The sequence below is a fragment of the Microbulbifer sp. VAAF005 genome, from assembly GCF_030012985.1.
Taxonomy (GTDB): Bacteria; Pseudomonadota; Gammaproteobacteria; order Pseudomonadales; family Cellvibrionaceae; genus Microbulbifer.
The window spans coordinates 1629016-1654217 of record NZ_CP120233.1; the positions used below are offsets into that span (position 1 = coordinate 1629016).

Sequence of the window (25202 nt, forward strand, 5' to 3'; positions counted from 1 at the left end):
ACATAAAAACACCCAAGTGGATATATTGCAGCTGCACCATATCTTGTTATTTTGCTCCTTTTGATCACAAACCTAAACCGTTAAAAATCAATAAGTTAGCGCCTATATTGATGTGGATATGTGCAGCTGCTTTTGATCTCCGATATTGACAGCATAGGGAAATAGCAAATACTGTATATAAAAACAGCATGAGAAAGTATCATGGATGATATTCGCCCTAAGCTGCCCGCTAAACCAGAGCGTTTTATGGATATCTTGCGCCAGCATATTCGCAAGCAGGGACTATCGTACCGAACGGAGCAGACTTACACCCATTGGATAAAGCGATTTATCCACTTTCATCGCTTGAAGCACCCTGCCGATATGGGGGCCGCTGAGGTTGAGACATTTCTTACCTACCTTGCTGTTCAGGGGCTCTGCGCAACCAATACGCAAAGAGTGGCATTGAATGCCATTGTCTATCTCTACAAACAGTTCTTAGACAGGGAAATCCCAGATTTGGATTTTAAGCTTGCCAAGAGGCAGCGGCGACTGCCTGTTGTTTATAGCCGCGAGGAAGTGTTCGCAGTTCTCAGTCATTTACAGGGCGTTTTCAGATTGCAAATTGAGTTGATGTATGGCTCAGAGCTTCGCAGTGCCGAACTACTGTCTCTCCGAATAAAGGATGTGGACTTTAGCAGCAACAATATTTTTGTCCGTGGCGGGAAGGGGAATAAGGATCGCACTACCCTTCTGCCGAAAGGGATAGCTGAAGATATACAGCGTCAAGTCAAGCACGTATCTCTTCTTCACCAGCAGGATTTACTCGCCGGTTGCGGCTCAGTTTATCTACCAGATGCCCTCGATCGAAAATACCCCAATGCTGCCAAACAGCTGGCCTGGCAATATTTGTTTCCCGCTAATTCTATCAGTCAATGTCCCCGCTCCGGCATATATCGAAGGCACCATATGCACTCATCCACATTGACGCGCCAAGTAAGTAACGCCGTAAGAAAGGCGGGAATCAACAAACCAGCACGCTGCCATGCATTTCGCCATAGCTTTGCGACCCACTTGCTCGAAGCAGGTTATGACTTGCGTACGATTCAGGAGCTGCTTGGGCATTCGGATATAAGCACTACTGAAATTTATACTCATGTCGTAAATCGGGGAGATAAAGGCGTTTTAAGCCCCTCAGATCGCCTGCGCAACATAAATAAAATTGAAGAGACTGAAGCTAACTATTTTGTAGCGCGCAAAATAGGGGAGGTGCTAGGGCTTAGCTTATTGGCCGCGCCTTAGCAGCGGGGAGACCGAATACCAGCTTGCGCCGGTATCCCAATAAAAAATATAAATATCGGTCGAATTATCCCGGAGTGACATCACCATTTTGCGCGCGCTGGCGCAGGGTGTGATCGATCAGGACTAGGGCCATCATCGCTTCGGCGATCGGCGTTGCCCGAATACCAACACAGGGATCGTGGCGGCCTTTGGTTATCACTTCAATGGGGTTGCCGGAGCGATCGACGCTGCGACCAGGGATACGCAGGCTGGAAGTCGGCTTCAGGGCGATATGGGCAATAATGTCCTGGCCACTGGAAATCCCCCCTAAAATGCCGCCGGCATTATTTGATAGAAATCCCTCTTGCGGGGTGATTTCATCCCGGTGCTCGGTGCCCTTCTGTTCCACGGAGTCAAAGCCCGCACCAATCTCCACACCTTTTACCGCATTAATACTCATCAGGCCGTGGGCCAAATCTGCATCCAGACGGTCGAAGATCGGTTCGCCCAGTCCGGCGGGAACGCCGCTGGCGTGTACAGAGATACGCGCACCGATGGAGTTCCCCTCTTTGATCAACGCCTGCATATAGGCTTCCATTTCAGGAACCCGCTCCGCGTCCGGGCAGAAAAAGGGGTTTTGTTCTACCTGGTCCCAATCCAGTTTTTGTACTTTTATCGGGCCCAATTGTGAGAGATAACCGCGCACTTCAATGCCGTATTTTTGTTTTAGCCATTTTTTGGCGATGGCCCCGGCGGCAACCCGCATGGCAGTTTCACGGGCGGAGGATCGGCCACCCCCACGGTAGTCGCGGATGCCGTATTTTTGCCAATAGGTGAAATCGGCATGGGCTGGCCTTACCTGTTCAGCGATATTGCTGTAGTCCTTGGAGCGCTGGTCAGTATTTTCAATTAACAAACCAATGGGCGTGCCGGTGGTTTTTCCCTCGAAAACACCGGAAAGGATTTTTACCTGGTCGGGTTCGCGGCGCTGGGTGGTATAGCGGGAAGTGCCCGGCTTGCGGCGGTCCAGCTCTCGCTGAATTTCTTCTTCACTAATCTCCAGACCCGGAGGGCATCCATCGACGATACAGCCGAGCGCGGGGCCGTGGCTTTCGCCAAAGGTGGTGACACAAAACAGCTTGCCAAAGGTATTGCCCGACATAGACGACTTTTCCAGCTAGTAGGTGGTAAAACAGGATGGCCCACAATAGGGGCGCGCATTATAAATGATCTGCCCGCCCCAGTGCGCAGACTGGGGCAAAAAGCACAAGTGTCCGCAGAACCGGGCTTGTACCCATAACCCGGCAACCGAGATGGCCGCGGAGGCAAAAGGAATTATTCCTTTTCGAAGTAGGGTTGGTAGGCGAGCAGTTCTTCCCGGCTGATGGCAAAAACACCGTGGCCACCATCCTCAAACTCGGGCCACATAAACGGCACCTCCGGGAAGGCTTTTTCCAGGGCTTCCCAGCTATTGCCCACTTCGCAGATCAACAGGCCGTCGGGCTGTAAGTGGTTGGCAGCCTCGCGCAGCAAGCGGCGGGTAAAATCGAGACCGTCATCGCCAGAGCCCAGGGCTATATCCGGCTCAGCGTGGTATTCCTTGGGCATTTCGGCCAGATCGCGGGCATCGACATAGGGCGGGTTGCACACGATCAACTCGTAACTCATACCGTGCAGGCCGGAAAATAGGTCCGACTGCACTGCGCGCACGCGTTCGTTCAATTCGTGACGATTGATATTGATCTGTGCAACTTCGATCGCGTCCTCGGAAATATCGCTCACATCGACACGCGCTTCCGGGAAGGCCTCGGCACAGGCGATACCGATACAACCGCTACCACAACAGAGGTCCAGAATCGCCAGGGGCTCAACATTGAGCCAGGGCTGGAAGTTGTGGCGAATCATCTCGCCAATCGGTGAACGGGGTACCAGTACCCGCTCGTCCACATAAAATGTCATATCGCAGAAATGCGCTTCCTTGGTCAGGTAGGCCGCCGGTACCCGCTCGCTAAAGCGCCGCTCCAGGATAGTGAGTACGTCACGGCGCTCCTCCATGGTCAAACGGGCCTGGAGTATCTCCGGCTTACTGTAAGGGGGAGATGCAGGGCGTGGGTTACCAGTAAAACGGCCTCGTCCCAGGCGTTGTCGGTGCCATGGCCGTAGTAGAGGTCGGCCTCATTGAATCGGCTGGTCCCCCAGCGGATATAGTCCAAAACAGTGGTCAGTTCGTGGAGGCTTGTTTCACGCCTTTCTATCATCAATCTATCCTTAAGTGCTTTGTATCTCGTCGGGGCCCACTGTCACTAGCGGGTGCCCTCTGTTGCTGCTGCAGAGGGGCCAATCAATGCCCGGGGAGTGTAGTTTGCTCACACCAAATAAGCGACGAGTAAGGTTAAGTGGCCATTTTACAGCTGCTACCTAAAGACCCTAAGCCATTTTTCCGCCCAACTTCGCTCCGCCCTGCTAACAAAATAGCCTTCGTCAGTGGTCGTCAAATAACACCTAACAAGCTCCTCGGGCCGCGTGGATCTTTACTCTCGGGTTACAAACGCTTAGGGTAGCGCACCCGCCCTTCGGGCTGAGATGTTGGAAAGAGCAGCATGAACGAACATTACGCGCGAATTATTGAAGCAATCGGCGAAGATCCGCAACGCCCTGGGCTCAAAGACACCCCGGAGCGCGCCGCCAAAGCCATGGAATACCTGACCCGCGGCTATAAACAGACCGTGGAAGATGTAGTCAACGACGCGCTCTTCCCGTCCGACTGCAGCGAAATGGTGTTGGTTAAGGATATCGAACTCTACTCCCTGTGTGAGCACCACCTGCTGCCGTTTATCGGCCGCGCCCACGTAGCCTATATTCCCAATGGCAAGGTCGTTGGCCTGTCCAAGGTAGCACGCATTGTGGATATGTTTGCGCGCCGCCTGCAGATCCAGGAGCAGCTGACCGTAGAGATCGCCGAGACCCTGCAAAACGTTACCGGTGCTGCCGGTGTCGGCGTGATCATCGAAGCCAAGCATATGTGCATGATGATGCGCGGTGTGGAAAAACAGAACTCTGTGATGAAGACTTCGGCTATGCTCGGTACTTTCCGCAGCAACCAGGCCACCCGCAACGAGTTCCTCTCCCTGCTGCGCCAGTAAACGCCACAGGTACCCAGCGGCCGCCAGGGCCGCTTTGACCGAGGAGTGACCGCTATGCCTCACCTGATCATAGAGTATGCGAAAAATCTGGAAGAGAAGATTTCTGTCGCTGCACTGGTCAGCTCGGCTCAGGAGGCGATGCACCGTTCCGGTTTGTTCGCCTCCCACAATATCAAGACCCGCGCCAAGTCCTACGACCAATTTATCGCTGGGGACAATGGCAACAGCTTTATCCACGCAGAGATCCGCTTGCTTGAAGGGCGCTCTACGCGGGAAAGGGAGGCATTGAGCTCGGCGGTTTTTAACAGCCTGTGCCAATTTGCCGAGGGAGTTCCCGCAGTCTCGGTAGAGGTGCGGGAGATGGATGCCAGCTGCTATTCCAAGCGGGTTCCCTTCTAAGCGGTTTCACCGCGCAAGAAAGGCCCAAACCACTCTGCAATCGCCTGGGCACCACTCTCCTCCAAGTGTAAGTGGTGGCTTCCGGGAATCTCACGCGCCTCAATACCCGGAAACTCTTGCAGTACAGGGCGCAGGCGCTTGAGCATATCTGCGATACCGTCTTCAGCGAGAACCAACTGCACCGGCATCTTCAATCGGGATAAGTAAGCTTTAATCTGTGGCTCATTGAGCTTGGCCGTGGAAGCCGCCATCAGCCGGGGATCATTACTCCACATATAGCCACCCTCCACTTCCCGGGTGCCCCGCTCGGTCAATACCTGCGCAGCCCACTCAGTTAGCGGAAACATGCCATTCTTGCGCGCTTCGACAGCCTCTTCGAAGGTACCGTAAACCCGCAGCTTGCGCGTGCCGTAACGGGCTCTCTGGGCAATGGCCTTGGCCAGGTTCTCCGGAGCCTTTTCATCTTCGGTGGAGGGAGGTACCAGACCATCGATCAGTGCCAAGCGCTTTACCCGATCGGGAAAAGCGCCAGCGGTAATCACCCCGGCAATAGCACCTCGGGAATGCGCCACAATAGAGAACTTGCGCCAGCCGAGTGCGTGCACCGCACCCAAAATATCTTCCGCCTCTTCCCAGATGTTGTAGTTGGCATCAAGTGAGCGGTGATAGCTGCGTCCGTGGCCCGGCATATCTATCGCTACCAGATTAATTCCGCTCAGCAGGGGAGCCAGCCGACTGAAGGTGGCACAGTTATCCAACCAGCCGTGAAGAGCAATTACCGGCTCTCCCTCCGGGTCGCCCCACTGGCGTGCGGCAATCGACTTGTGATCAAACTCAAGGGTGATTTCACGGGGAGTGATTTGATTTATCGCCAAAGTGATATCCACCGGATAGTGACTAAAACAGGTGGTGAAATGGTGCGGCCCACCAACAACATCCGCAATGACAGTTGTGATCAGCGCAATAGGGATTTACTGGCAGACACGACCGGAAAAATTACTCTGCGTGCTGCAACCACTCCAGGTCAGCGCAGCCATTAGCCCATACATCCGCACTGACACAGGCGAGGCTGGAAGTGCCCATCGGGTGTTCGTTACCGCTGCCACAGAGGCCATTAAGCAGGCTGCCCACCAGAGGCTGGTGACTAACCAGTAGAAGCGGAAAGGTATCCTGGGTTTGCAAATGGTCGAGCAGTTGCTGTGGGTGGGTATTACCGATTAGCAGCGGCTCGGTAATAACGGGCAACCCCAACTGGGCGGCAGCAATCTCAGCGGTTTCCTGGGTGCGTACAAATGGGCTGGCCCAAATTGCCTTTACCGCCGCCAGTTCCTCAGCGCGCTTTTTACAAACCTGTGCAACCTGCCTGCGCCCGCGCTCTGTCAGGGCTCTCTCTGCATCATTGGCGAGCATGGGCTCGGCTTTACCGTGACGCAAAATAAACAGCTGCATGGGGCTTCCTCAACGGTGGGTTGTTACTTTATCGATGCCTGCGGGAATATTCGTAGGGAGGGCAGCGGATATTTATCCGGCGCCCACGGATAAGGCACCGGATAAATTAGCGATAGGAAAAGCGATCAATTCTTGTCGACAGGTTTGTCGGCGTCGTCGGCACTTTCCTCAACCAGCTCGGGCTTTTCACTGCTCTCGGGCTCGGAGCTACCCAGGATAATCGCATCCTCAGCTTCGTCTTCAGCCTTGTCCTTTTCACGCTTTACTTCCGTAGAAACCACTTCTGCAGAAACATCTTCGGCGCCCTCGTAACCGGACAAATCCTCTACTTCAGATTCAGGCCACTCGGCAAACGGGAAAGGCTTTTCGTCGGAGTTGTAGATCAGGAACTGGATCGCCTGGTAAACATAGGAGGCGAGCTGATCGCCAAAGCGACGCAGATTATCGTTGGATTTCCCGCTGATAATCGAAAACAGGAATTGCAGTATCACTACCGCCATCAGTAACCACGCGGCAACCTGAAGGCACACTGCAAACAGCACCATATAGATAAGGCGCACCCACTGGTTGCCGGAAGTAAGATTGCGCTTTAGATCGTCATTTTTCATATGAGGCTTCCATTTAAGGCTTGGCCGAGTAGGCCACATCAAAAGTTTGCGCGCCCGACATCAAATTACGAATCACCTCAGGAATCGGCCGCTGTTCAAATAATATGGCGTGAATCGCGGAAACCAAGGGCATGTAGACACCCATTTCGTCGGCTTTCTGTTTAATCAGACGAACCGTATTCACACCTTCGGCCACCTGACCGATTTCTGCGACAGCCTGATCGAGCGGCTTGCCTTTACCGACCATATACCCCACCCGGTAATTTCGGCTGAGATCTGAGGAACAGGTTAGAATCAAGTCGCCGACACCAGCTAGACCGATAAACGTCATGGGATCGGCACCCATCGCTTCGGCAAAACGCATCATTTCTGCCAGGGAGCGGGTGATCAATAAACTGATGGTATTTTGCCCGCGCTCCAGCGCCGCAGCCATACCAGTGACGATCGCGTAGATATTTTTTAGCGCACCGGCAAGCTCTACCCCAAACACATCGTTACTGGAATAAACCCGGAAAGTTTCCGAGTGCAGTGCCGATTGAATCGCTTTGCAAAGTGCCTCGTCTTCACTGGCCACCACCGTTGCAGTGTAGTGCCCCGCAACAATTTCTTTTGCAAAATTTGGTCCGCTTAAGACCCCGACACGCATGTCGGTGGTTTCCTCGCGCAGGATATCGCTCATTAAGTGGAAGTTGTCGTGCTCGATTCCCTTAGTGGTGGAGATCAGCATGGTGCCCGGCGCCAACAAAGGGGCTACTTTTTTTACCACCTCGCGAAAGGATTTACTGGGTATCGCCACAAAGACGATATTGCAGCCATCGACCGCTTGCTCCAGGTCGCTGGTAAGTTGCAATTCCGGGTGCAGGGGCACGCCGGGCAGGTATCTATGGTTTTCTCGAGTGTCGCGACACTCAGCCGCCGTCTCCGCATTGCGCATCCACTGGCGGGTATCGTGGCCGTTGCCCGCCACAATGTTAGCAATCGCGGTTCCGAAACTGCCGCCGCCCAATACGGCAATAGCGAGGGGGTTGGAAGTTTCTTTTTGCATTGTCACACCGATAAAGCTTCTTATAAGACTTGCGGATTATAGAGGCATGACCCGCTGAGCCCAATGGGGTCAATTTGTTTTAAACTTCTGCCAATTGTGCGAAACGGCACAGTAAATAGCAAAAACGGCCCTCTGCCTTGACCAACCGATAAAACACCGCTCGATCCGGCAGGGGCCGCTTCTGGGACCAGCAAAGTCTAAAACAACTCCGCTGGCCATCGCTTAGCACCAATCAATAGCGCTGACTTAGCCGTGCATTTCCAGCAACAGCGTGTTCAGGCGGCGCACATAATCCGCCGGATCTGCCAACTGGTTACCGGCAGCCAGATTAGCCTGGTCCATCAGGATATTGGTGAGATCCGCAAAGCGATCTTCATCCGCCTCCTGGTCCAGACGCTGTACCAGTGGGTGGGACGGATTGATTTCAAAGATCGGCTTGGCATCTGGCAGGGCCTGGCCAGCCTGTTCCAGGATGCGGCGCATTTGCGGGCCCATATCCTGTTCGCTCACCACCAGACACGCTGGGGAGTCCACCAGGCGAGTGGTTGCGCGTACGGATTCAACGCGACCTTCCAGAACTTCCTGTACCCGCTCAACCAGGGCACCGGACTCCTGCTCAACTTTTTCGCGCTCAGCTTTGTCTTCGTCGCTCTCGGCTTCACCCAGATCCAGCGCACCTTTGGCCACGTCCTGGAACTGCTTGCCGTCGAACTCGTTCATATGGCCCACGAACCACTCGTCCACCTGATCGGTGAGCAGCAGCACTTCGATACCCTTCTTGCGGAATACTTCCAGGTAGGGGCTGGACTTGGCCGTAGCGAAGTTGTCGGCACACACGTAGTAGATCGCCTTTTGGCCATCCTTCATGCGACCCACATAGTCTTCCAGGGATTGATCCTGCTTCTCGGTATCGGTATGGGTGCTGGCGAAGCGCAGCAGCTTGGCAATTTTCTCTTTGTTGGAGAAATCTTCAGCCGGACCTTCTTTTAATACATTACCGAACAGATCCCAGAACTTCTGGTACTCATCGCCATCTTTTTTCGCCAGTTTATCCAGCATATCCAGAACACGCTTGGTCAGCGCACTCTTGATCGCATCGGTATTGCGATCTTTTTGCAGGATTTCACGGGATACGTTCAGCGGCAGATCGTTGGAGTCCAGAACACCTTTCACGAAACGCAGGTACAACGGCAGGAACTGCTCCGCATCGTCCATGATAAAAGTGCGCTGCACATACAGCTTGAGGCCGCGAGCGGCATCGCGCTGGTACAGATCAAACGGTGCGCGCGCAGGGATGTATAGCAGGCTGGTGTAATCCTGTTTGCCCTCTACGCGGTTGTGACTCCAGGTTAAGGGATCGTCGAAATCGTGGGAGATATGCTTGTAGAACTCCTTGTACTCCTCAGATTTCACTTCCGAGCGCGGGCGAGTCCACAGGGCCTGGGCAGCGTTTACTGCTTCAAACTCAGGCGCTTTCTCTTCTTTCGGCTCTTCGCCCTCTTCCGCTGCCGGCATTTCCTCTTTCAACATTTCCACCGGAATGGCAATGTGATCAGAGTACTTTTTAATGATGGAACGCAGGCGCCAGTTATCGGCAAACTCTTTCGCTTCTTCTTTCAGGTGCAGAACCACCCGGGTACCGCGCTGGGGCCACTCTACAGTCTCTACGGAGTATTCCGCTTCACCGTGACACTCCCAGTGCACACCCTGGTCGGAATTCAAACCGGCGCGACGAGTGAATACGTCCACTTTGTCAGCAACGATAAAGGCGGAGTAAAAGCCCACACCGAACTGGCCGATCAGGTGCGCATCTTTTTTCTGGTCTCCGGTCAGCTGCTGCATAAATGCAGAGGTGCCGGAGCGGGCGATAGTACCGAGGTTTTCGATAACTTCATCGCGGCTCATACCAATACCGTTATCGGTAATGGTGAGTGTGCCCTCTTCCTTGTCAAACTCGATGCGAATGCGCAGGTCTGCATCTTCACCCAGTAATTCGGGCTTGGACAGCGATTCAAAACGCAGCTTGTCGGCGGCATCAGAAGCGTTGGATACCAGCTCGCGCAGGAAAATCTCCTTGTTGGAGTAGAGCGAGTGGATCATCAGGTGCAGTAGCTGCTTGGCTTCCGTCTGGAATCCATGGCTCTCTTTTTGGGCCTCAACGGTCATCTATTCGGTCTCCCCGTAAACGTCAATCGGAACAGGGAGCAAATATTGGGATCAGCCAGCAGGTTTCAAGGGGGAGGGACAATCACTTGCCAGTAGAGATCAGCGATCTCCACTGGTTTGAGCGGTAGCGAGATTGCCTTTGCCAGTAATATCGATCACGAAATTGGCAGTAAGATCTGAGATCACTCGGGACTCCGCATTCATCAGGATGGCAATACCCACTTTCAACTTTTCCGAATAGGCCACCGCCGCGCGGAAGCCCGCAACCCAACCGCCGTGATAAATAATACGATCGTCACCGATGGTGTAGAGGCGCCAGCCCAAGCCGTAGCCCGCGTGAGACAGGTAATCTCTCCAGATACGATGGCGCATATGGCGCTGGGTAGCGACTCGCTCAGTAGTCATATCGGCGATCACTTCCGGTGACAGCACCTTCGGGTAGTAGCCCATCTGCGCTTTCAGCCACTGGGCCATATCGGAGATACTGGCATTCACTCCCGCCGCCGGTGCAGCAAAGTAGTATTCCTTCTCTACTTTTACCGGGCGCCAGCCGCTGCCTGTCTGGATATGGGGTGCCGCACGGTTGTCGGAGGCCATAAAGCTCTCCCAGCCGACCGATGCGTTCTGCATTTTCAGCGGGACAAAAATTCGCTTTTTCAGCTGGCTGGCAAAGGAGACCCCGGTCGCCTCAAAAATCACGTCCTCAATCAGGCTGAACAACACATTCTGGTAGCCGTAGCATTTTCCCGGCGTACAGCGCGGATCGATATTGGCAAACTTGGGCAATATCTTGCTGAGAGGCTTGTTGTCCTCAAGGTAGTTGTCGTAGGCGTTGGGGGTCAGGCCCGAGGAATGGCTGAGCAAGTGCTCCACCTGAAGCTGGCGAGACAGCGAGGGCGTCTTAAAGCTGAGGTCTGGCACATAGTTGACCACCTTGTCATCCCATTTGAAGCGATCTTCATGCTCCAACATAGTGGCCATACTGGCAGCGAAGGTCTTGGATACCGAGGCCAGGCGGAACACCGTGTCCTGATCCACCTTGCCGGATTTACCCCTGACCCTGACGCCATAGGTGTCCATCGCGACCACCCGGTTGCCATCCACAATGACATAGGCGCCGCCGGGTATAGATTTACCCGCCATCATCTGTTTGAAGTAGCGGCCAAACTGCTTGGCCCTGTCGTCTATATCAACCGCTTGCGCAGGCAGGGACAGACTCCCCAGAATCATCAGGGAGAGGAAAAAACGTGCCATAAAAGCGCGCGTGCCGTAGACAATATTTGAAAGAATTGCAGGTCTCATAAGCAAATCGAGCCGCCAAAGCAATCCGGTAGTTGCAGATAAGACTAGCAGCCAGCGGGCAAAAACTCTATTTAGGCGCCACGCAGGACTGACCGCTGAATTCTAGTCTGCACTTTTCTCCGGCGCGGGGACGGCCATGCCAATCAGCGCAGATCAGCGCAACAAGGCTTGTACAAACAAAAAAACCGCCTTACGGCGGTTCTTCTTTTTGGAGTCCGGAGACCCCAACGCAAAAAGCGTCTTACAGCTTCTCAGCGTTCTCACTCAGGTAAGCCGCTACACCTTCCGGAGAAGCGTTCATACCTTTGTCGCCTTCCTGCCAGCCGGCGGGGCAAACTTCACCGTGCTCCTGGTGGAACGCCAGAGCGTCAACCATGCGCAGCATTTCGTCAACGTTACGGCCCAGCGGCAGATCGTTAACTACCTGGTGACGTACATTGCCTTCTTCGTCGATCAGGAAGGAACCGCGGAAAGCAACACCAGCGTCAGCTTCTACGTCGTACGCCTGGCAGATTTCGTGCTTAACGTCTGCAACCAGAGTGTACTTAACCGGGCCAATACCACCGTCGTTGACGGAGGTATTACGCCATGCGTTGTGAGAGAACTGGGAATCGATGGATACACCGATTACCTCAACACCGCGCTTTTCAAACTCAGCGAAACGGTGGTCGAAAGCGATCAGCTCAGAAGGGCATACGAAGGTGAAGTCCAGCGGGTAGAAGAAAACTACAGCCTTCTTACCTTTGATTGCTTCTTTCAGGTTAAAAGTATCGACGATCTCGCCGTTACCCAATACCGCTGCAGCGGTGAAATCCGGAGCCGGCTTGCCTACCAGAACTGCCATGAAAACCTCCTCAATCCAATGATGGGTTGTTGATGATACGTAGAGTGTTCAATTTATGAGCAGCAGCTATAAATCGAATGGGAATTAATAGTGGGCCGCTATGATACACACCCACTTATTTCAGGCCCATAAATTTTTTAAATCAGGCTGATAGCAGAACGGCTATGCGTGAACTAACACCCAAAATAGGATGACCTACCCGCAAAGATGTACAAATAGCAAACAAAGAGGGCGAAATGCGACCATTCCGGAATCTTATTGACACTCATTCTCAATTGCAATAGGATTCCTACCTGACTACTATTGAGTAAGAGTTGAACAGAGCCACCGCCATGTATGTATGTATTTGTAAGGGCATAACTGACCGCCAGATTAAAGAGGCGATCTATGATGGCTCCACTTCGGTGAAGGCTTTGAGACGCCAGCTAGGCGTTTCTTCTCAATGTGGACGCTGTGCCGAGCAGACCAAGGAGATCATCGACGAGACCATGAGCGGTGGGATGGTGTCCTCTGCCAACAGCGGCCTCTTCTACTCCGCCAGCTGACCGTCCAAGATGGCCACCCTCCTCTAGTGGCCTCTTTACCACTTTCATCTCTCCAGCTCTCCGTAAAACCTTACGAGCCTGTATAAGACCCCCACTCAGATCGAACTTACTTACACCCATTGTCTTTGTCGCCGCTCTCAGCCTGAACATATATTGGCCAACCTTAGACAGCTATAAATCTCAACCTGAAAACGCCCCCCGGCTTTACATACCCACCAAACTTTAGCCCTCCGAGTTACTTACCTCTCCGGTCTCTCAGCAATATCCTTTGGATCGGAAGAGCTGAACATTAAGAAAACCTGTTTTAGAGAGCTTCTAAATAGTTCCGTGAGGTTTTTGGTTCTTACAGCGCAGAGCATGAATTGCCATGAAAGCCTGTAGGGTGGGTCTTGTTAGACAGGGTACTTGCAACGAAGCACCGAATATCTGCTGACTTCAGGAGCCCGAAAGTATCATGGATTTATTCAGACACCGCTTTGTTAATCCCTTTGTAATCCACGTGACATTCAACAGTGATCAACATCAATTCAGGACATGATTCCATCAACAAAAGATCCCCCAATCACTTTTATATCTCAGGTAGCCATTCAATGAGTCGGTCAGATGGCAAACCATCAAAAGATGAGGTCATTTAATTTATAAATAAAATTAATTATTCAAGCGCCATTCGAATACTGGAAAAGGTTTTGACTCAGCTTATGACTACAAGCGTTTCACCTGCATATATAAATAAGAAGCATTATTAATACCAAACGTGAAAACATTAGCCTCAACTAAAGTACGCAACCTATCAATAACAAGGGTTAATATTCGAAATAAATGACTTATTGCTGCATTGCTCACACAACCTAAATGATAATTATTTTCGTTGCCATTTTCGGCTAAATTTGCGTTAAAACCCTTGTTTTTCCTGCATTCCGCAAGAAAAATTATTTCTTGACTTGCCGCAAATCGCAACGCAAACTCAGCCCCGATTGCAGCTTAAACCCTAAAATAAAATTAGGTAAATCAGGCAGCCGCAGACTTTAGTGACTAATAAACTTTAGTAACTAAAAATATCAACTAATCTCTAGCGACTTACAAATAGGAACTCTCTGCAAACCTTATTGAGTTGGCAGGGCTTCAGGAGCACAGGCTATGAAAGGCGACCCCAAGGTAATTGAGCATTTAAATAAAGTACTGGGTAATGAACTGGTAGCTATTAACCAGTATTTCCTACACGCCCGCATGTACGATAACTGGGGTTTAAAAGAGCTGGGCAAACAGGAATATCATGAATCCATCGATGAAATGAAGCATGCCGATTGGCTGATCGAGCGCATTCTTTTCCTCGAAGGTATTCCAAACCTGCAGCACCTGGGCAAACTTCTGATCGGTGAAAATACCGAAGAGATGCTCAAATGCGACTTAAAAATTGAATCCAAGGCCATCCCCGACCTGCGTGAGGCCATCGCCTATTGCGAGTCCGTTCGGGATTACGGCAGCCGTGAATTGCTGGAGAAAATCCTCGAGTCTGAGGAAGAGCATGTAGATTGGCTGGAAACCCAGCTGGAGCTGATCGACAAAGTTGGCATTCAAAACTACCTGCAAACTCAAATGGAAACTGCAGCCGGCCACTCTGGCAAGTAGTTTAAGTCCTCTCACAGGCATAAAAAAACCGCAGTTTTCGCTGCGGTTTTTTTGTTCCTACAATATGCCTGCCATCTATAGCGACAGACATATTGGAGCAAAAACGGAAATCAATCCTCGCCCTCGCTCTCCGCTGATGCCTCATCAATCAAGGTTTTCAGCTCACCGTTCTCGTGCATTTCCATAATGATGTCACAGCCACCGATCAGTTCGCCCTTAACCCACAGCTGGGGGAACGTCGGCCAGTTCGCGTACTTAGGCAGCTCAGCGCGGATGTCCGGGTTAGCCAGAATATCAACGTAGGCAAAGCGCTTACCGCAAGCCATCATCGCCTGGGAGGCCCGCATGGAAAAGCCGCACTGGGGGGCATTAGGGCTACCTTTCATATAAAGCAGAATGGTGTTATCAGCGATCTGCTGCTTGATGTTCTCCAGTGTATCCATAAGCGTGAAAAACCTCAGGTGGTCGAAGCAAAAAGTAAGTGTATAGGCACCATACCATCATCTGATATAGCGCGCCGGCATCCATTGTACCCCAGTGGGGCCGGCACACCATCCCCCTGATGAATGCAAGAACCGCAGACCTGAAACACTGCACACAATGTTGAAAATTCAGCCACCCAGGTAGCGCACAGTATATAAATGCTGTGTTAGTATTACCCCAATCAATATTAAGTGCAGATTAAAAGACTTAAACAAAATTTTCTGCGGAAAAGAGATAATCCAGACAGTCAATATCTAAGGAGATGCCTCAGTGGCCACCTCGACACTCATGCAAAACTATGGCGATCGAACCCTCACGCTAGTGCGGGGTGAAGGCAACTATGTGTGGGATGATCAGGGCCGACGATACCTGGATGCAATCTCTGGAATCGCCGTCTGCGGCCTTGGCCACTGCCACCCCAAAGTGACCCTAGCCCTACACGAGCAGATCCGAACCCTGTTACATGTATCCAATCTCTACAATATCCCGGCTCAGGAGAAACTGGCGGACAAGCTGGTACAGTTGTCTAGCATGGACAATGTCTTTTTCTCCAATTCCGGTGCTGAGGCCAATGAAGCAGCGATTAAATTAGCTCGCCGGCTAGGCAATAGCCGCAACATTGAAATCCCTCAAATCCTGGTAATGGAAGGCGCTTTCCACGGCCGTACCCTGGCCACCCTGACAGCAACCGGTAATGAAAAAATCCAAGAAGGCTTCGGTCCTCTGCCTGAGGGCTTCCTGCGTGTACCGTTTAATAACACCGCAACCATCGAAAAGCTCGCGGCTGAACGTAACGATATTGTCGCAATACTGGTAGAACCGATCCAGGGGGAGGGTGGTGTACGTATCCCCTCCCCCAACTACCTAAGTCAATTGCGAGAACTCTGCGATCAGCATGATTGGCTCCTGATGCTGGATGAAGTGCAGAGCGGGAACGGCCGCAGCGGCAAAATGTTTGCCTACCAGCATGAAGGAATAAAGCCCGATGTTGTGACAACCGCCAAAGGGCTCGGGAATGGCGTTCCCATCGGAGCCTGCCTGGCAAGGGGAGTTGCCGCACAGTTATTTTCTGCGGGCACCCACGGCTCCACTTTTGGCGGCAACCCTCTCGCCTGCAGCGCAGCCCTGACAGTTCTCGAAACACTGGAAAATGAATGGCTGGTAGAGCGTGCCGAGGTGTTAGGGCAACGCTTGCTTCATCAGCTGCAACAGCAGTTATCCGATTGCAACCAGGTTAAAGAGGTGCGCGGGCTGGGGCTGATGATCGGCATCGAATTACAGCAGCCCTGTGCCACACTGGTGGACAAAGCCCGCGAGCTCGGATTACTGATCAATGTTACAGCCGGCAATGTAGTTCGCCTGCTTCCCCCACTCACACTCAGCGACGACGAGTGCCATCAATTGGCAAACGATATCAGCTCACTGATTCACCAGTTTGCACTGCAAGCAGTCTGATGCAAAAAAAGGAGAACAGCTTATGGCGATCAGACATTTTCTTACCCTGACAGACTTGTCTTCGGAAGAGCTCAAGCAAATTATTGAGCGCGCGATCGAACTCAAAACACTGCGCACTCAAGGAATAAATACCGACCTTTTTCGCGGCAAAGTGCTGGGGATGATTTTTGAGAAATCCTCTACTCGCACCCGCGTTTCATTTGAGGCCGGTATGGCACAGATGGGCGGCAGCGCCCTCTTCCTATCTCCCCGCGATACTCAGTTAGGCCGTGGGGAGCCCGTTGAAGACAGCGCCCGAGTAATTTCCAGCATGGTGGATATGGTGATGATTCGCACCTTTGGCCACCAGGTACTGGAGCGCTTCTCCGAATATTCAAAGGTACCGGTGATTAATGCCCTCTCCGACAGCTACCACCCCTGCCAGCTGCTCGCAGATATCCAAACCTTTGTAGAGCACCGCGGCAGTCCAGAGGGCAAGGTGGTCGCCTGGGTTGGCGACGGCAACAATATGTGCCACTCCTATATTAATGCTGCCCGCCTGTGCAATTTTGAGCTGCGCATAGCCTGCCCGCCCGGCTACGAGCCCAACGCCAATATCCTCGCTTCGGCAAGTGATCGGGTCACCGTAGTACACGATCCAGTGGAGGCTGTGAAAGGGGCCGATTGGGTGGCTACCGATGTGTGGGCTTCCATGGGACAGGAAACTGAACAACAGATCCGCCTGAAAGCCTTCGAGAACTTCCTCGTGGACCACGAGCTGATGAGCCATGCCAATAGCGATGCCATCTTTATGCACTGCTTGCCCGCCCACCGTGGAGAGGAGGTGAGTGCCGAACTTTTAGAGGATGGCAACATCTCGGTGGTATGGGATGAGGCTGAAAACCGCCTTCATGCGCAAAAAGCCCTGATGGAATTCCTCCAAGACCACAGTCGATAAACCCTAAAAGGGTACAGCCACTCCTGCGGTTGTACCCTGCTACCTGTACTCACTCCCCTGCGCCTCTCCCCGACAATGTATAAAAGATGCGATTGGCGACAAAACAATCAAGAGATCGCTAAATTTAGCAATCGGCGCCAACGACTAATTTACAGCCAGCCAAGATGTCAGAATTAAATAAGCGTCAGTAAATTGAGCAATTGAGTACCACTTTGCTCAAAGAGCAGCCATTTGCAAATGGTTATTGCCGTTGTTAATTTACAGCGCTCGAGCTATTAAAAAAAATTGTAAGACACTGTACCCAGCGTTCTTCCCCGGCACCCACTCCTTTGCAGCCCAGGGCTGGCGGGCTCTGCCGCGAAAGTGGCTACTGACTCAGCACCTCTACCCACAATTTATCCACAAACAACTACATAGTTATTCGCCTTGAACTGACCCGCCTACCGCATTATCTTGTAGCGCACTCGAGGCCGACCCCCTATATATTGGGGTAGAGGCTTAAGAGCACCCCCATTTTGTGGGGCAAATTCCGGCGCATCACCACACTTTTTGGCAGTGGGCGTCAGGCGCTGCTTTTTTCAAAGCAGAATCAGAGGTAAGCGGGCGGAATGGAATTTCCGCCACAGGCAGCAGCTGGCAAACCTTTTCAGATAGCCAGTGACAAGCCGCCTGTTTCCAGTGTCCACAGCTGTGGATAAACACTGGCAATGCGAAGGACACGCTCCGCCATGCCACGCAGTCATGTGGCCGCCGTTCTTTTGAACGCACGCGGACAGACAACAGTACAAACCTTTCGGAGATTTACATGCACACAGAGACAGGGCGCTCTCAAGCCGTGCCTGCGGAAAAATCAGGCACCTCCAGCGACCAGGCGACTGGCGGCACGACTCTGGCCGCTACTGCACCGGGCCAGATCCGCGTAATCAAGCGCAATGGCACCGTTGTACCCTACGACGACAGCAAAATCGCCGTCGCCGTGACTAAAGCCTTCCTCGCTGTTGAAGGCGGCACCGCCGCTGCTTCCAGCCGTGTCCACGAGCAAGTTGAAGAGCTGGTCGGCCAGATCAGTGCCACTTTCAAACGCCGCATGCCCTCTGGCGGCACTATCCACATTGAAGAGATCCAGGACCAGGTAGAGCTGGCCCTGATGCGCGCCGGTGAACAAAAGGTTGCCCGCGACTACGTACTCTACCGCGAAGAACACGCCCGCCTGCGCGCAGAGAAAGAAAAAACTGCTCAAATTGCCGAGCAAGCCGTCGATGCCCACCCCAGCATCCGTGTAAAGCAGGACGATGGCAGCCTTGCACCTCTGGATATGGAGCGCCTGCGCACCGTTGTCAAAGAAGCCTGTGAAGGCCTCAAAGATGTCGACAGCGCGGCAATTCTTAACGAAGCCCTGAAAAACCTGTATGACGGTGTTTCCGAAAACGATATCAATACCGCGCTGGTAATCACTGCGCGCACCTTGGTTGAGCAGGAGCCCAATTACACCTTCGCTACCGCCAGCCTGCTGCTGGACAAGCTGCGCTCCGAAGCTCTGCGCTTCCTCGGTGTTGCCGAGCGCGCCACCCAGCACGAGATGGAAAAGCTGTACGCCTCTACCCTGCCCACTTACGTGAAAAAGGGTATCGAGCTGGACCTGCTGGACCCTGCGCTGGCCACCTTCGACCTTGAAAAACTCGGCGAAGCTCTAAAAGGCGAGCGCGATCACCAGTTCACTTATCTGGGCCTGCAGACTCTGTACGACCGCTACTTCCTGCACAGCGACGATATTCGTTTCGAGCTGCCGCAGATCTTCTTTATGCGCGTCGCCATGGGCCTCAGCATTAATGAAGAGAACAAAAACGAGCGCGCGGTAGAGTTCTACAACCTGTTGAGCTCTTTCGACTACATGAGTTCCACCCCGACCCTGTTCAACGCCGGCACCCTGCGCCCGCAGCTGTCCTCCTGCTACCTGACCACGGTACCGGACGACCTGCATGGCATTTACGGCGCGATCCGCGACAACGCCATGCTGTCCAAGTGGGCAGGCGGTCTCGGCAATGACTGGACGCCGGTGCGCTCGCTGGGTTCCTATATCAAAGGCACCAACGGCAAGTCCCAAGGTGTTGTGCCCTTCCTGAAAGTGGCCAACGACACCGCAGTAGCCGTCAACCAGGGCGGTAAGCGCAAAGGTGCTGTCTGTGCCTACCTGGAAACCTGGCACCTGGATATCGAGGAATTCCTCGAGCTGCGCAAAAACACTGGTGACGACCGCCGCCGCACCCACGATATGAACACCGCTAACTGGGTCCCCGACCTGTTTATGAAGCGCGTGTTCGAAGACAAAGAGTGGACCCTGTTCTCCCCGGCCGATTGCCCGGACCTGCACGACCTGTTCGGCACCGCATTCGAAGAGCGCTACAACCACTACGAGCAACTGGCTGCCGAAGGCAAGCTGCGTCTGTTCAAAAAGATCCGCGCACTAGACCTGTGGCGCAAGATGCTGGGCATGCTGTTCGAAACTGGCCACCCCTGGATCACCTTTAAAGACAGCTGCAACCTGCGCAGCCCGCAGCAACACGCCGGTGTGGTTCACAGCTCCAACCTGTGCACCGAGATCACTCTCAACACTAAGGCCGACGACGAAATCGCCGTGTGTAACCTGGGCTCCGTCAACCTGGCTCAACACATTGGTGAGAATGGTGAACTCGACCGCACCAAGCTGGCCAATACCGTAAAAACTGCGGTGCGTATGCTCGATAACGTTATCGACATCAACTACTACGCAGTTGAAAGTGCACGTCAGTCCAACATGCGTCACCGCCCTGTGGGCATGGGCCTGATGGGCTTCCAGGATGCGCTGTACAAGGCCGGTATCGCCTACGCCAGCGACGAAGCCGTCGCCTTTGCCGACAACACCATGGAAGCGATCAGCTTCGAAGCCATCTCCGCTTCCAGCGACCTGGCTGCCGAGCGCGGCAAGTACCAGACCTACGAAGGCTCCCTATGGAGCAAAGGTGTCCTGCCACTGGATTCCATCCAGATCCTGGCTGAGCAGCGCGGCCAGCAGTTTATCGAACAGGACACCAGCTCCACTCTGGACTGGGACGGCCTGCGCGAGAAAGTAAAAGCCCAAGGTATGCGTAACTCCAACGTAATGGCAATCGCTCCTACTGCGACCATTGCCAATATCACCGGAGTTTCCCAGTCGATCGAACCGACTTACCAAAACCTGTATGTGAAATCGAACCTGTCCGGCGAATTCACCGTAGTAAACCCCTACCTGGTACACGATCTGAAAGATCGCGGCCTGTGGGATCAGGTCATGGTTAACGACCTGAAATACTATGAAGGTTCTGTACAGAAAATCGATCGCGTACCGGAAGACCTGAAAGCGAAATACCGCACCGCGTTTGAAGTGGAGCCACGCTGGATCGTGGACGCTGCCAGCCGTCGCCAGAAGTGGATCGACCAGGCCCAGTCCCTGAACCTGTATATTGCCGGCGCCGACGGCAAGAAGCTGGACCTGACCTATCGCATGGCTTGGTTCCGCGGCCTGAAAACCACTTACTACCTGCGCGCACTGGCTGCCACTACCACAGAGAAATCTACGGTAAATAGTGGCACCCTGAACGCGGTAAGTGCACACGGCGGTAGCAACGGAGTGGCTGCGGCAGCACCTGCTGAGCAAGCTGCACCTGCACCGGCCGCAGTGCCTCAGGCCTGCTCACTGGACGACCCGGATTGCGAGGCCTGCCAGTAAAATTTAAGCCCCTTTTTTATAGGGGCTGCACTGACTCTCGGGGGAGAGCGTCGTAACCGCAAGTGCGGGCATGACCATGCGCAGCGACCCCGGTCCACCCATTATTTTAATAGTGGGTAATACCATAGGGACCGGGGATCGGCTGCGGCTTATTTTTCCGAGAAAACCCAGTGCAATTGCTAGCGAAAATTCAGTGCAAATAAATGCACAAAAGCGCAGCAAAAATTGATCTGGCACAGGATTTTCTGTGCCCAGGCGAGTTAAAAATACGAGCCTGTAATGAATTATTACCGGTAAAAAATATCACCGGTATGTCATCCCTGGTTACACACAATTAGTGAGTAATACACCAGGAAGATTTAAGAATTTTTTATCGAACTTTCGATAGTGAGACCGATCAAAAGGGCCAACTATGCTGAGCTGGGACGACATCGACACCAAGCCCCAACAACCTGAAAAAGCAACCGAACCGCGACCGACGCCGGAGGCCCAGGCAAAATCCGTGCAGGAGCCCAGCGCTTCCTACACAGCCGCTCCGGCGTCGCCTGCGGCCCAAAGCGGCTCCACTGCCGTTGATGCCGCCCGTGCCGCAGTTGCTAATATGGACCCGGCTCCCGGCCTGGAAGAACTGGAAATGGGTGCGGCCCGTATCCAGGTAGATGAAAAGCGCATTATTAATTGCCGCGCTGACCTCAACCAGTTGGTTCCCTTTAAATACGACTGGGCCTGGCAAAAATACCTGGACGGCTGCGCCAACCACTGGATGCCCCAGGAAATCAACATGAACAAAGACGTGTCCATGTGGAAAGACCCCAACGGTCTGACCGAGGACGAGCGTCGCATCGTGGAATACTCTCTGGGCTATTTCTCCACCGCAGACTCCCTGGTTGCTAACAACCTGGTATTGGCGATCTACCGCCATATCACCAACCCTGAGTGCCGCCAGTACCTGCTGCGTCAGTCTTTTGAAGAAGCCATTCACACCCACGCCTACCAGTACTGTGTAGAGTCCCTGGGTATGGACGAAGGTGAAGTCTTCAATATGTACCGCGAAGTGCCAGCGGTTGCCAAAAAAGCGGCCTGGAGCCTGTCCCACACCCAGGCCATCGGTGATCCCAACTTCAAAACCGGCACCGTTGAATCCGACCAGGAGCTGCTGCGCAACCTGATCGCCTTCTACGCTGTCACTGAGGGTATTTTCTTCTACTGTGGCTTCAGCCAGATCCTGTCCATGGGTCGCCGTAACAAAATGACCGGTGTTGCCGAGCAGTTCCAGTACATCCTGCGCGACGAGTCTATGCACCTGAACTTCGGCATCGACGTCATCAACCAGATTAAGCTGGAAAATCCACACTTGTGGACAGCGGAATTCCAGCAGGAAGTGACCCAGATGATTCTCGAGGGTATGGAGCTTGAAGTAGCCTATGCCCGCGACACTATGCCCCGCGGCGTACTCGGCATGAATGCGAATATGATGGAGGAGTACCTCCAGTTTATCGCCAACCGCCGCCTTAGCCAGCTGGGCCTGAAAGAGCAGTTCCCTGGCGCTCAGAACCCATTCCCGTGGATGTCTGAAATTATGGACCTGCGCAAAGAGAAAAACTTCTTTGAAACCCGCGTTATCGAATACCAAACCGGCGGCGCACTGCAGTGGTAAGCGCTTCCTGGTTAGCGAATTACTAAAAAGGAGAAAGTAGTCGCTCACAGGAAGAGAAGTATTGAAAACGGGCTTAATGCCCGTTTTTTTTATTTTGAGCATCCCAGTTTACTCTTCACTCTAACCATAGACTTAAGTTCTATAGAAACTCTTTCTCTCCCCCTGGCGCTGACCATCTCGGCAAAGCATTTGGATAGCGGCTTGTATTCGCGCATAATGCCCCGCATTAATTGGTATAACAGCTATGCCTCTAGATGAGCAGGCCTTCAGTTATCCCTACTCGCCTATTACCTAGCTACAATGAATTGATATATGAGCACCCCAGATTTAAGTGAAATAACTAATCTCAGCTGTGAAGATCGCTACGAGTATTTTCTGAGCATAGCCGGAGAAGAGCGGGAGATCTGGATACTGATCGATAGCCAAAATTGCTTTCTTAAAATACACACCGATGAAGATGGTGGCTTTGAATATCTGCCAGTATGGCCAAGCGCTGAATTTGCCCAAGCCTATGCTGAGAATGAAACGGGCCTCACCCCTAAAAGCATTCCCTTACCACAGTTTTTAAAGAAGTGGCTTTCCGGCTTAAAAGGTGACGACATTGAAATAGGTGTATTTCCTGCGCCGGACAAAAGCGTATGGATTACCGACTCAGAAGAATTAGGGGATGACCTACGTGAAGAACTAAATCAATTTTAACGTTCACACATCCATATCCCCCCACACAATAATCACACAAAAACCTTATAATAGAGGGCTCACTACCAAAAGCGGGCCTTTTATTAAACCCTGAACAATACATGTCAACAAAACACCCACAAATACCCCCTCCTCTATAAAAACCTAAAATTCCCGAAATTTATTCACAGAAAGTGAAGATAACTTACTACATATCTGTACTTCCAGCCTAAAAAAATAATAAAATATGAGCTGCTTTCCATAACAAAAACTCTAAAATGAAAACTGTTAGGCTGAATCAAATTATACATATATTATTCTTACTAACCATATTAAGCGAATCAATTTCAGCTTCGCAACTTAGAGATACCCTGGATAACACGACCACAACACATCAGGGATCAAGAAAGGCCCAAGAAGCTTATAATTCTCTCGAGCAGGGAACTGCTACTGCAGAGACTTTCTATTGGCTAGGGGTATCCAACCTCTACGGCAAAAATGGCATCCCACAAAATTCCACCAAAGGTATCCAGTTTATATCTGATGCAGTATATCTTGGCTCCTCTAAAGCAGAGTTACATCTAGCCGAACTATATTTTGATGGCGTACTTACTGAGAAAAATTGCGGTTATGCTATTCAAACATTAACAAATCTAGCAAGCAATGGAAACGCCAAGGCCCAGGTTAAGCTGGCAAGTGCTTACGGGCTTGGACTCTGCGTAAAGCAAAACCGTTCTCTCTCAAGAGATTATCTTGAGAAAGCCCTAAAGTCTGACAGTGCCAGCGCTCACTCCCTAGCAGGTGTTGAGTACTTCTTTGGTAATCTTTATCCCAAAAATCTAAAAAAAGCATTTAAACACTTTGAGAGAGCTACAGCCCTGGGAAGCTGTGATGCTGCAGGCAACTTATCTGCCATGTACGATAATGGACTATATGTACCAATTGACATTGAAAAATCTTTTTTGATATTACAGAGGGCTGTAGATTTAGGATGCCCAACTCTATTCGATGAACTTGGTAATTATTACATTAGAGGAAGGCATGTAGAGCAAAACAATGAGAAAGCCTTTGAACTTTATCAAATGGCTACAGATCGCGGAGATCTGTCTGGCCAGGTTCAACTAGCATATATGTATATTAATGGGCAGGCACCGTATCGATCCACTTCTAAGGGCTTAGACCTGCTTATTGATGCCGCAGGAAAAGGTCACGATGAAGCCGCTACTGAGCTAGGAATTTTATATCAAACAGGCGTAATACCCCGCGATTATGAGCAAGCAATTTACTGGCTAAAGGAAGGCATTAAGTACAACGACCCAAGAGCTCTATACAACTTAGGTCTGCACTATGAGTATGGATATGGAACTTCGATAAACCTTTCAAAAGCACATCACTATTACAATTTGTCACTAGCCCAAAATTTTGAAATGGCTATTTTGCAGCAAGCATATTGGAATGCAGTAGGAAAGCACCACCCGAAAGATCTTTTAAAGGCAAAGAGTATATATGAAAAATATATGAATCATGAAAATGGATTTTTAGAATTAAGTTATGCTTTATTTCTAATGTGTACTCCCTCCCCCTTTAAGGATGTACAATACGCCGCCACCTTAATCAAGAGTAGAAAGGCCAACAAAAGTCAGTTCTTTCCATATATCGATTTTGTTGAGTCTGCCTTAGATGCTGAAAAAGGTAATTTTTCAAAAGCCATCCAAACGTTACAAAGACTACTCGAGTTTGATTTGTTACCACACGAAAAAAGGGAAATCCAACATTACATAAACCTATATAGGAACCAATATAAGTGTAGTTTATTCAAAGAGTGAAGTGATACTTCAAACGTTTGAATATTCCCTA

At 51.8% G+C, this 25202-nt stretch carries 21 protein-coding genes and 1 pseudogene; 11 read left to right on the forward strand and 11 right to left on the reverse strand.

The features are described 5' to 3' along the window. Window positions 1–201: 201 nt before the first annotated feature. Entirely contained in the window at window positions 202–1281 is a 1080-nt protein-coding gene (locus P0078_RS07275) for an integron integrase (RefSeq protein WP_282933773.1), read from the forward strand. A gap of 64 nt (window positions 1282–1345) precedes the next feature. Here P0078_RS07275 and aroC read toward each other — a convergent pair whose 3' ends face one another. Both aroC and prmB read right to left on the reverse strand, forming a co-directional pair. Beyond that, window positions 1346–2422: a chorismate synthase gene (aroC, locus tag P0078_RS07280; RefSeq protein WP_282933774.1), complete on the reverse strand. Its 1077-nt coding sequence runs from the start codon at window positions 2420–2422 to the stop codon at window positions 1346–1348. A gap of 173 nt (window positions 2423–2595) precedes the next feature. Further along, window positions 2596–3518, reverse strand: a pseudogene (prmB, locus tag P0078_RS07285) (50S ribosomal protein L3 N(5)-glutamine methyltransferase). Window positions 3519–3860: 342 nt separating this feature from the next. On the opposite strand from prmB, the gene folE reads away from it, so the two are divergent. Beyond that, window positions 3861–4403, forward strand: coding sequence for a GTP cyclohydrolase I FolE (gene folE, locus P0078_RS07290; protein WP_282933775.1), 543 nt, complete (start codon window positions 3861–3863; stop codon window positions 4401–4403). Between the two features lie 54 nt (window positions 4404–4457). Next, entirely contained in the window at window positions 4458–4802 is a 345-nt protein-coding gene (locus tag P0078_RS07295) for a 5-carboxymethyl-2-hydroxymuconate Delta-isomerase (protein ID WP_282933776.1), read from the forward strand. Here the strand turns inward: P0078_RS07295 and P0078_RS07300 are convergent. The 7 genes from P0078_RS07300 to P0078_RS07330 form a co-directional block, all read right to left on the reverse strand. After that, window positions 4799–5677, reverse strand: a complete 879-nt coding sequence (locus P0078_RS07300) for an alpha/beta fold hydrolase (RefSeq protein WP_282933777.1) — start codon at window positions 5675–5677, stop codon at window positions 4799–4801. The two genes, P0078_RS07295 and P0078_RS07300, sit on opposite strands and share 4 nt — an antisense overlap. 121 nt (window positions 5678–5798) lie before the next feature. After that, window positions 5799–6251, reverse strand: a complete 453-nt coding sequence (gene sixA / locus P0078_RS07305; RefSeq protein ID WP_282933778.1) for a phosphohistidine phosphatase SixA — start codon at window positions 6249–6251, stop codon at window positions 5799–5801. A 125-nt stretch (window positions 6252–6376) separates the two neighbouring features. Beyond that, window positions 6377–6859, reverse strand: a complete 483-nt coding sequence (locus tag P0078_RS07310; protein ID WP_282933779.1) for a DUF4389 domain-containing protein — start codon at window positions 6857–6859, stop codon at window positions 6377–6379. A gap of 13 nt (window positions 6860–6872) precedes the next feature. Continuing rightward, entirely contained in the window at window positions 6873–7904 is a 1032-nt protein-coding gene (locus P0078_RS07315) for an NAD(P)H-dependent glycerol-3-phosphate dehydrogenase (RefSeq protein WP_282933780.1), read from the reverse strand. Between the two features lie 246 nt (window positions 7905–8150). Beyond that, complete coding sequence (htpG, locus tag P0078_RS07320) at window positions 8151–10070, reverse strand: molecular chaperone HtpG (RefSeq protein WP_282933781.1); 1920 nt, start codon at window positions 10068–10070, stop codon at window positions 8151–8153. A 99-nt stretch (window positions 10071–10169) separates the two neighbouring features. Then, window positions 10170–11372 (reverse strand): serine hydrolase domain-containing protein, encoded by a 1203-nt coding sequence (locus tag P0078_RS07325; RefSeq protein ID WP_282933782.1) that lies wholly within the window; start codon window positions 11370–11372, stop codon window positions 10170–10172. A gap of 241 nt (window positions 11373–11613) precedes the next feature. Beyond that, on the reverse strand, window positions 11614–12216 hold the full coding sequence (locus P0078_RS07330; RefSeq protein WP_143730920.1) for a peroxiredoxin: 603 nt from the start codon (window positions 12214–12216) through the stop codon (window positions 11614–11616). A 314-nt stretch (window positions 12217–12530) separates the two neighbouring features. On the opposite strand from P0078_RS07330, the gene P0078_RS07335 reads away from it, so the two are divergent. Continuing rightward, on the forward strand, window positions 12531–12761 hold the full coding sequence (locus P0078_RS07335; protein WP_444893084.1) for a bacterioferritin-associated ferredoxin: 231 nt from the start codon (window positions 12531–12533) through the stop codon (window positions 12759–12761). 702 nt (window positions 12762–13463) lie between these two features. On the opposite strand, the gene P0078_RS07340 is transcribed toward P0078_RS07335, so the two are convergent. Next, a complete protein-coding gene (locus P0078_RS07340) occupies window positions 13464–13718 on the reverse strand; it encodes a hypothetical protein (protein WP_282933783.1) in 255 nt (84 codons plus the stop codon). Between the two features lie 180 nt (window positions 13719–13898). Here P0078_RS07340 and bfr point away from each other — a divergent pair, with 180 nt between their 5' ends. Further along, entirely contained in the window at window positions 13899–14390 is a 492-nt protein-coding gene (bfr, locus tag P0078_RS07345; protein WP_020412720.1) for a bacterioferritin, read from the forward strand. A gap of 110 nt (window positions 14391–14500) precedes the next feature. On the opposite strand, the gene grxD is transcribed toward bfr, so the two are convergent. Next, the gene (gene grxD / locus P0078_RS07350; protein WP_282933784.1) at window positions 14501–14833 is read right to left on the reverse strand and encodes a Grx4 family monothiol glutaredoxin; all 333 of its coding nucleotides are present in this window, start codon (window positions 14831–14833) and stop codon (window positions 14501–14503) included. Window positions 14834–15143: 310 nt separating this feature from the next. On the opposite strand from grxD, the gene P0078_RS07355 reads away from it, so the two are divergent. The 6 genes from P0078_RS07355 (at window position 15144) to P0078_RS07380 (ending at window position 25171) form a co-directional block, all read left to right on the forward strand. Next, the gene (locus P0078_RS07355; RefSeq protein ID WP_282933785.1) at window positions 15144–16328 is read left to right on the forward strand and encodes an aspartate aminotransferase family protein; all 1185 of its coding nucleotides are present in this window, start codon (window positions 15144–15146) and stop codon (window positions 16326–16328) included. A gap of 22 nt (window positions 16329–16350) precedes the next feature. Further along, complete coding sequence (gene argF, locus P0078_RS07360; protein WP_282933786.1) at window positions 16351–17265, forward strand: ornithine carbamoyltransferase; 915 nt, start codon at window positions 16351–16353, stop codon at window positions 17263–17265. Window positions 17266–18070: 805 nt separating this feature from the next. After that, window positions 18071–21010, forward strand: a complete 2940-nt coding sequence (locus P0078_RS07365) for a ribonucleoside-diphosphate reductase subunit alpha (protein ID WP_282933787.1) — start codon at window positions 18071–18073, stop codon at window positions 21008–21010. A 412-nt stretch (window positions 21011–21422) separates the two neighbouring features. Continuing rightward, on the forward strand, window positions 21423–22667 hold the full coding sequence (locus P0078_RS07370; protein WP_108734126.1) for a ribonucleotide-diphosphate reductase subunit beta: 1245 nt from the start codon (window positions 21423–21425) through the stop codon (window positions 22665–22667). Between the two features lie 312 nt (window positions 22668–22979). Next, window positions 22980–23366, forward strand: a complete 387-nt coding sequence (locus P0078_RS07375; RefSeq protein ID WP_282933788.1) for a DUF2750 domain-containing protein — start codon at window positions 22980–22982, stop codon at window positions 23364–23366. A gap of 257 nt (window positions 23367–23623) precedes the next feature. Then, the gene (locus tag P0078_RS07380; protein WP_282933789.1) at window positions 23624–25171 is read left to right on the forward strand and encodes a tetratricopeptide repeat protein; all 1548 of its coding nucleotides are present in this window, start codon (window positions 23624–23626) and stop codon (window positions 25169–25171) included. Window positions 25172–25202 lie beyond the last annotated feature (31 nt).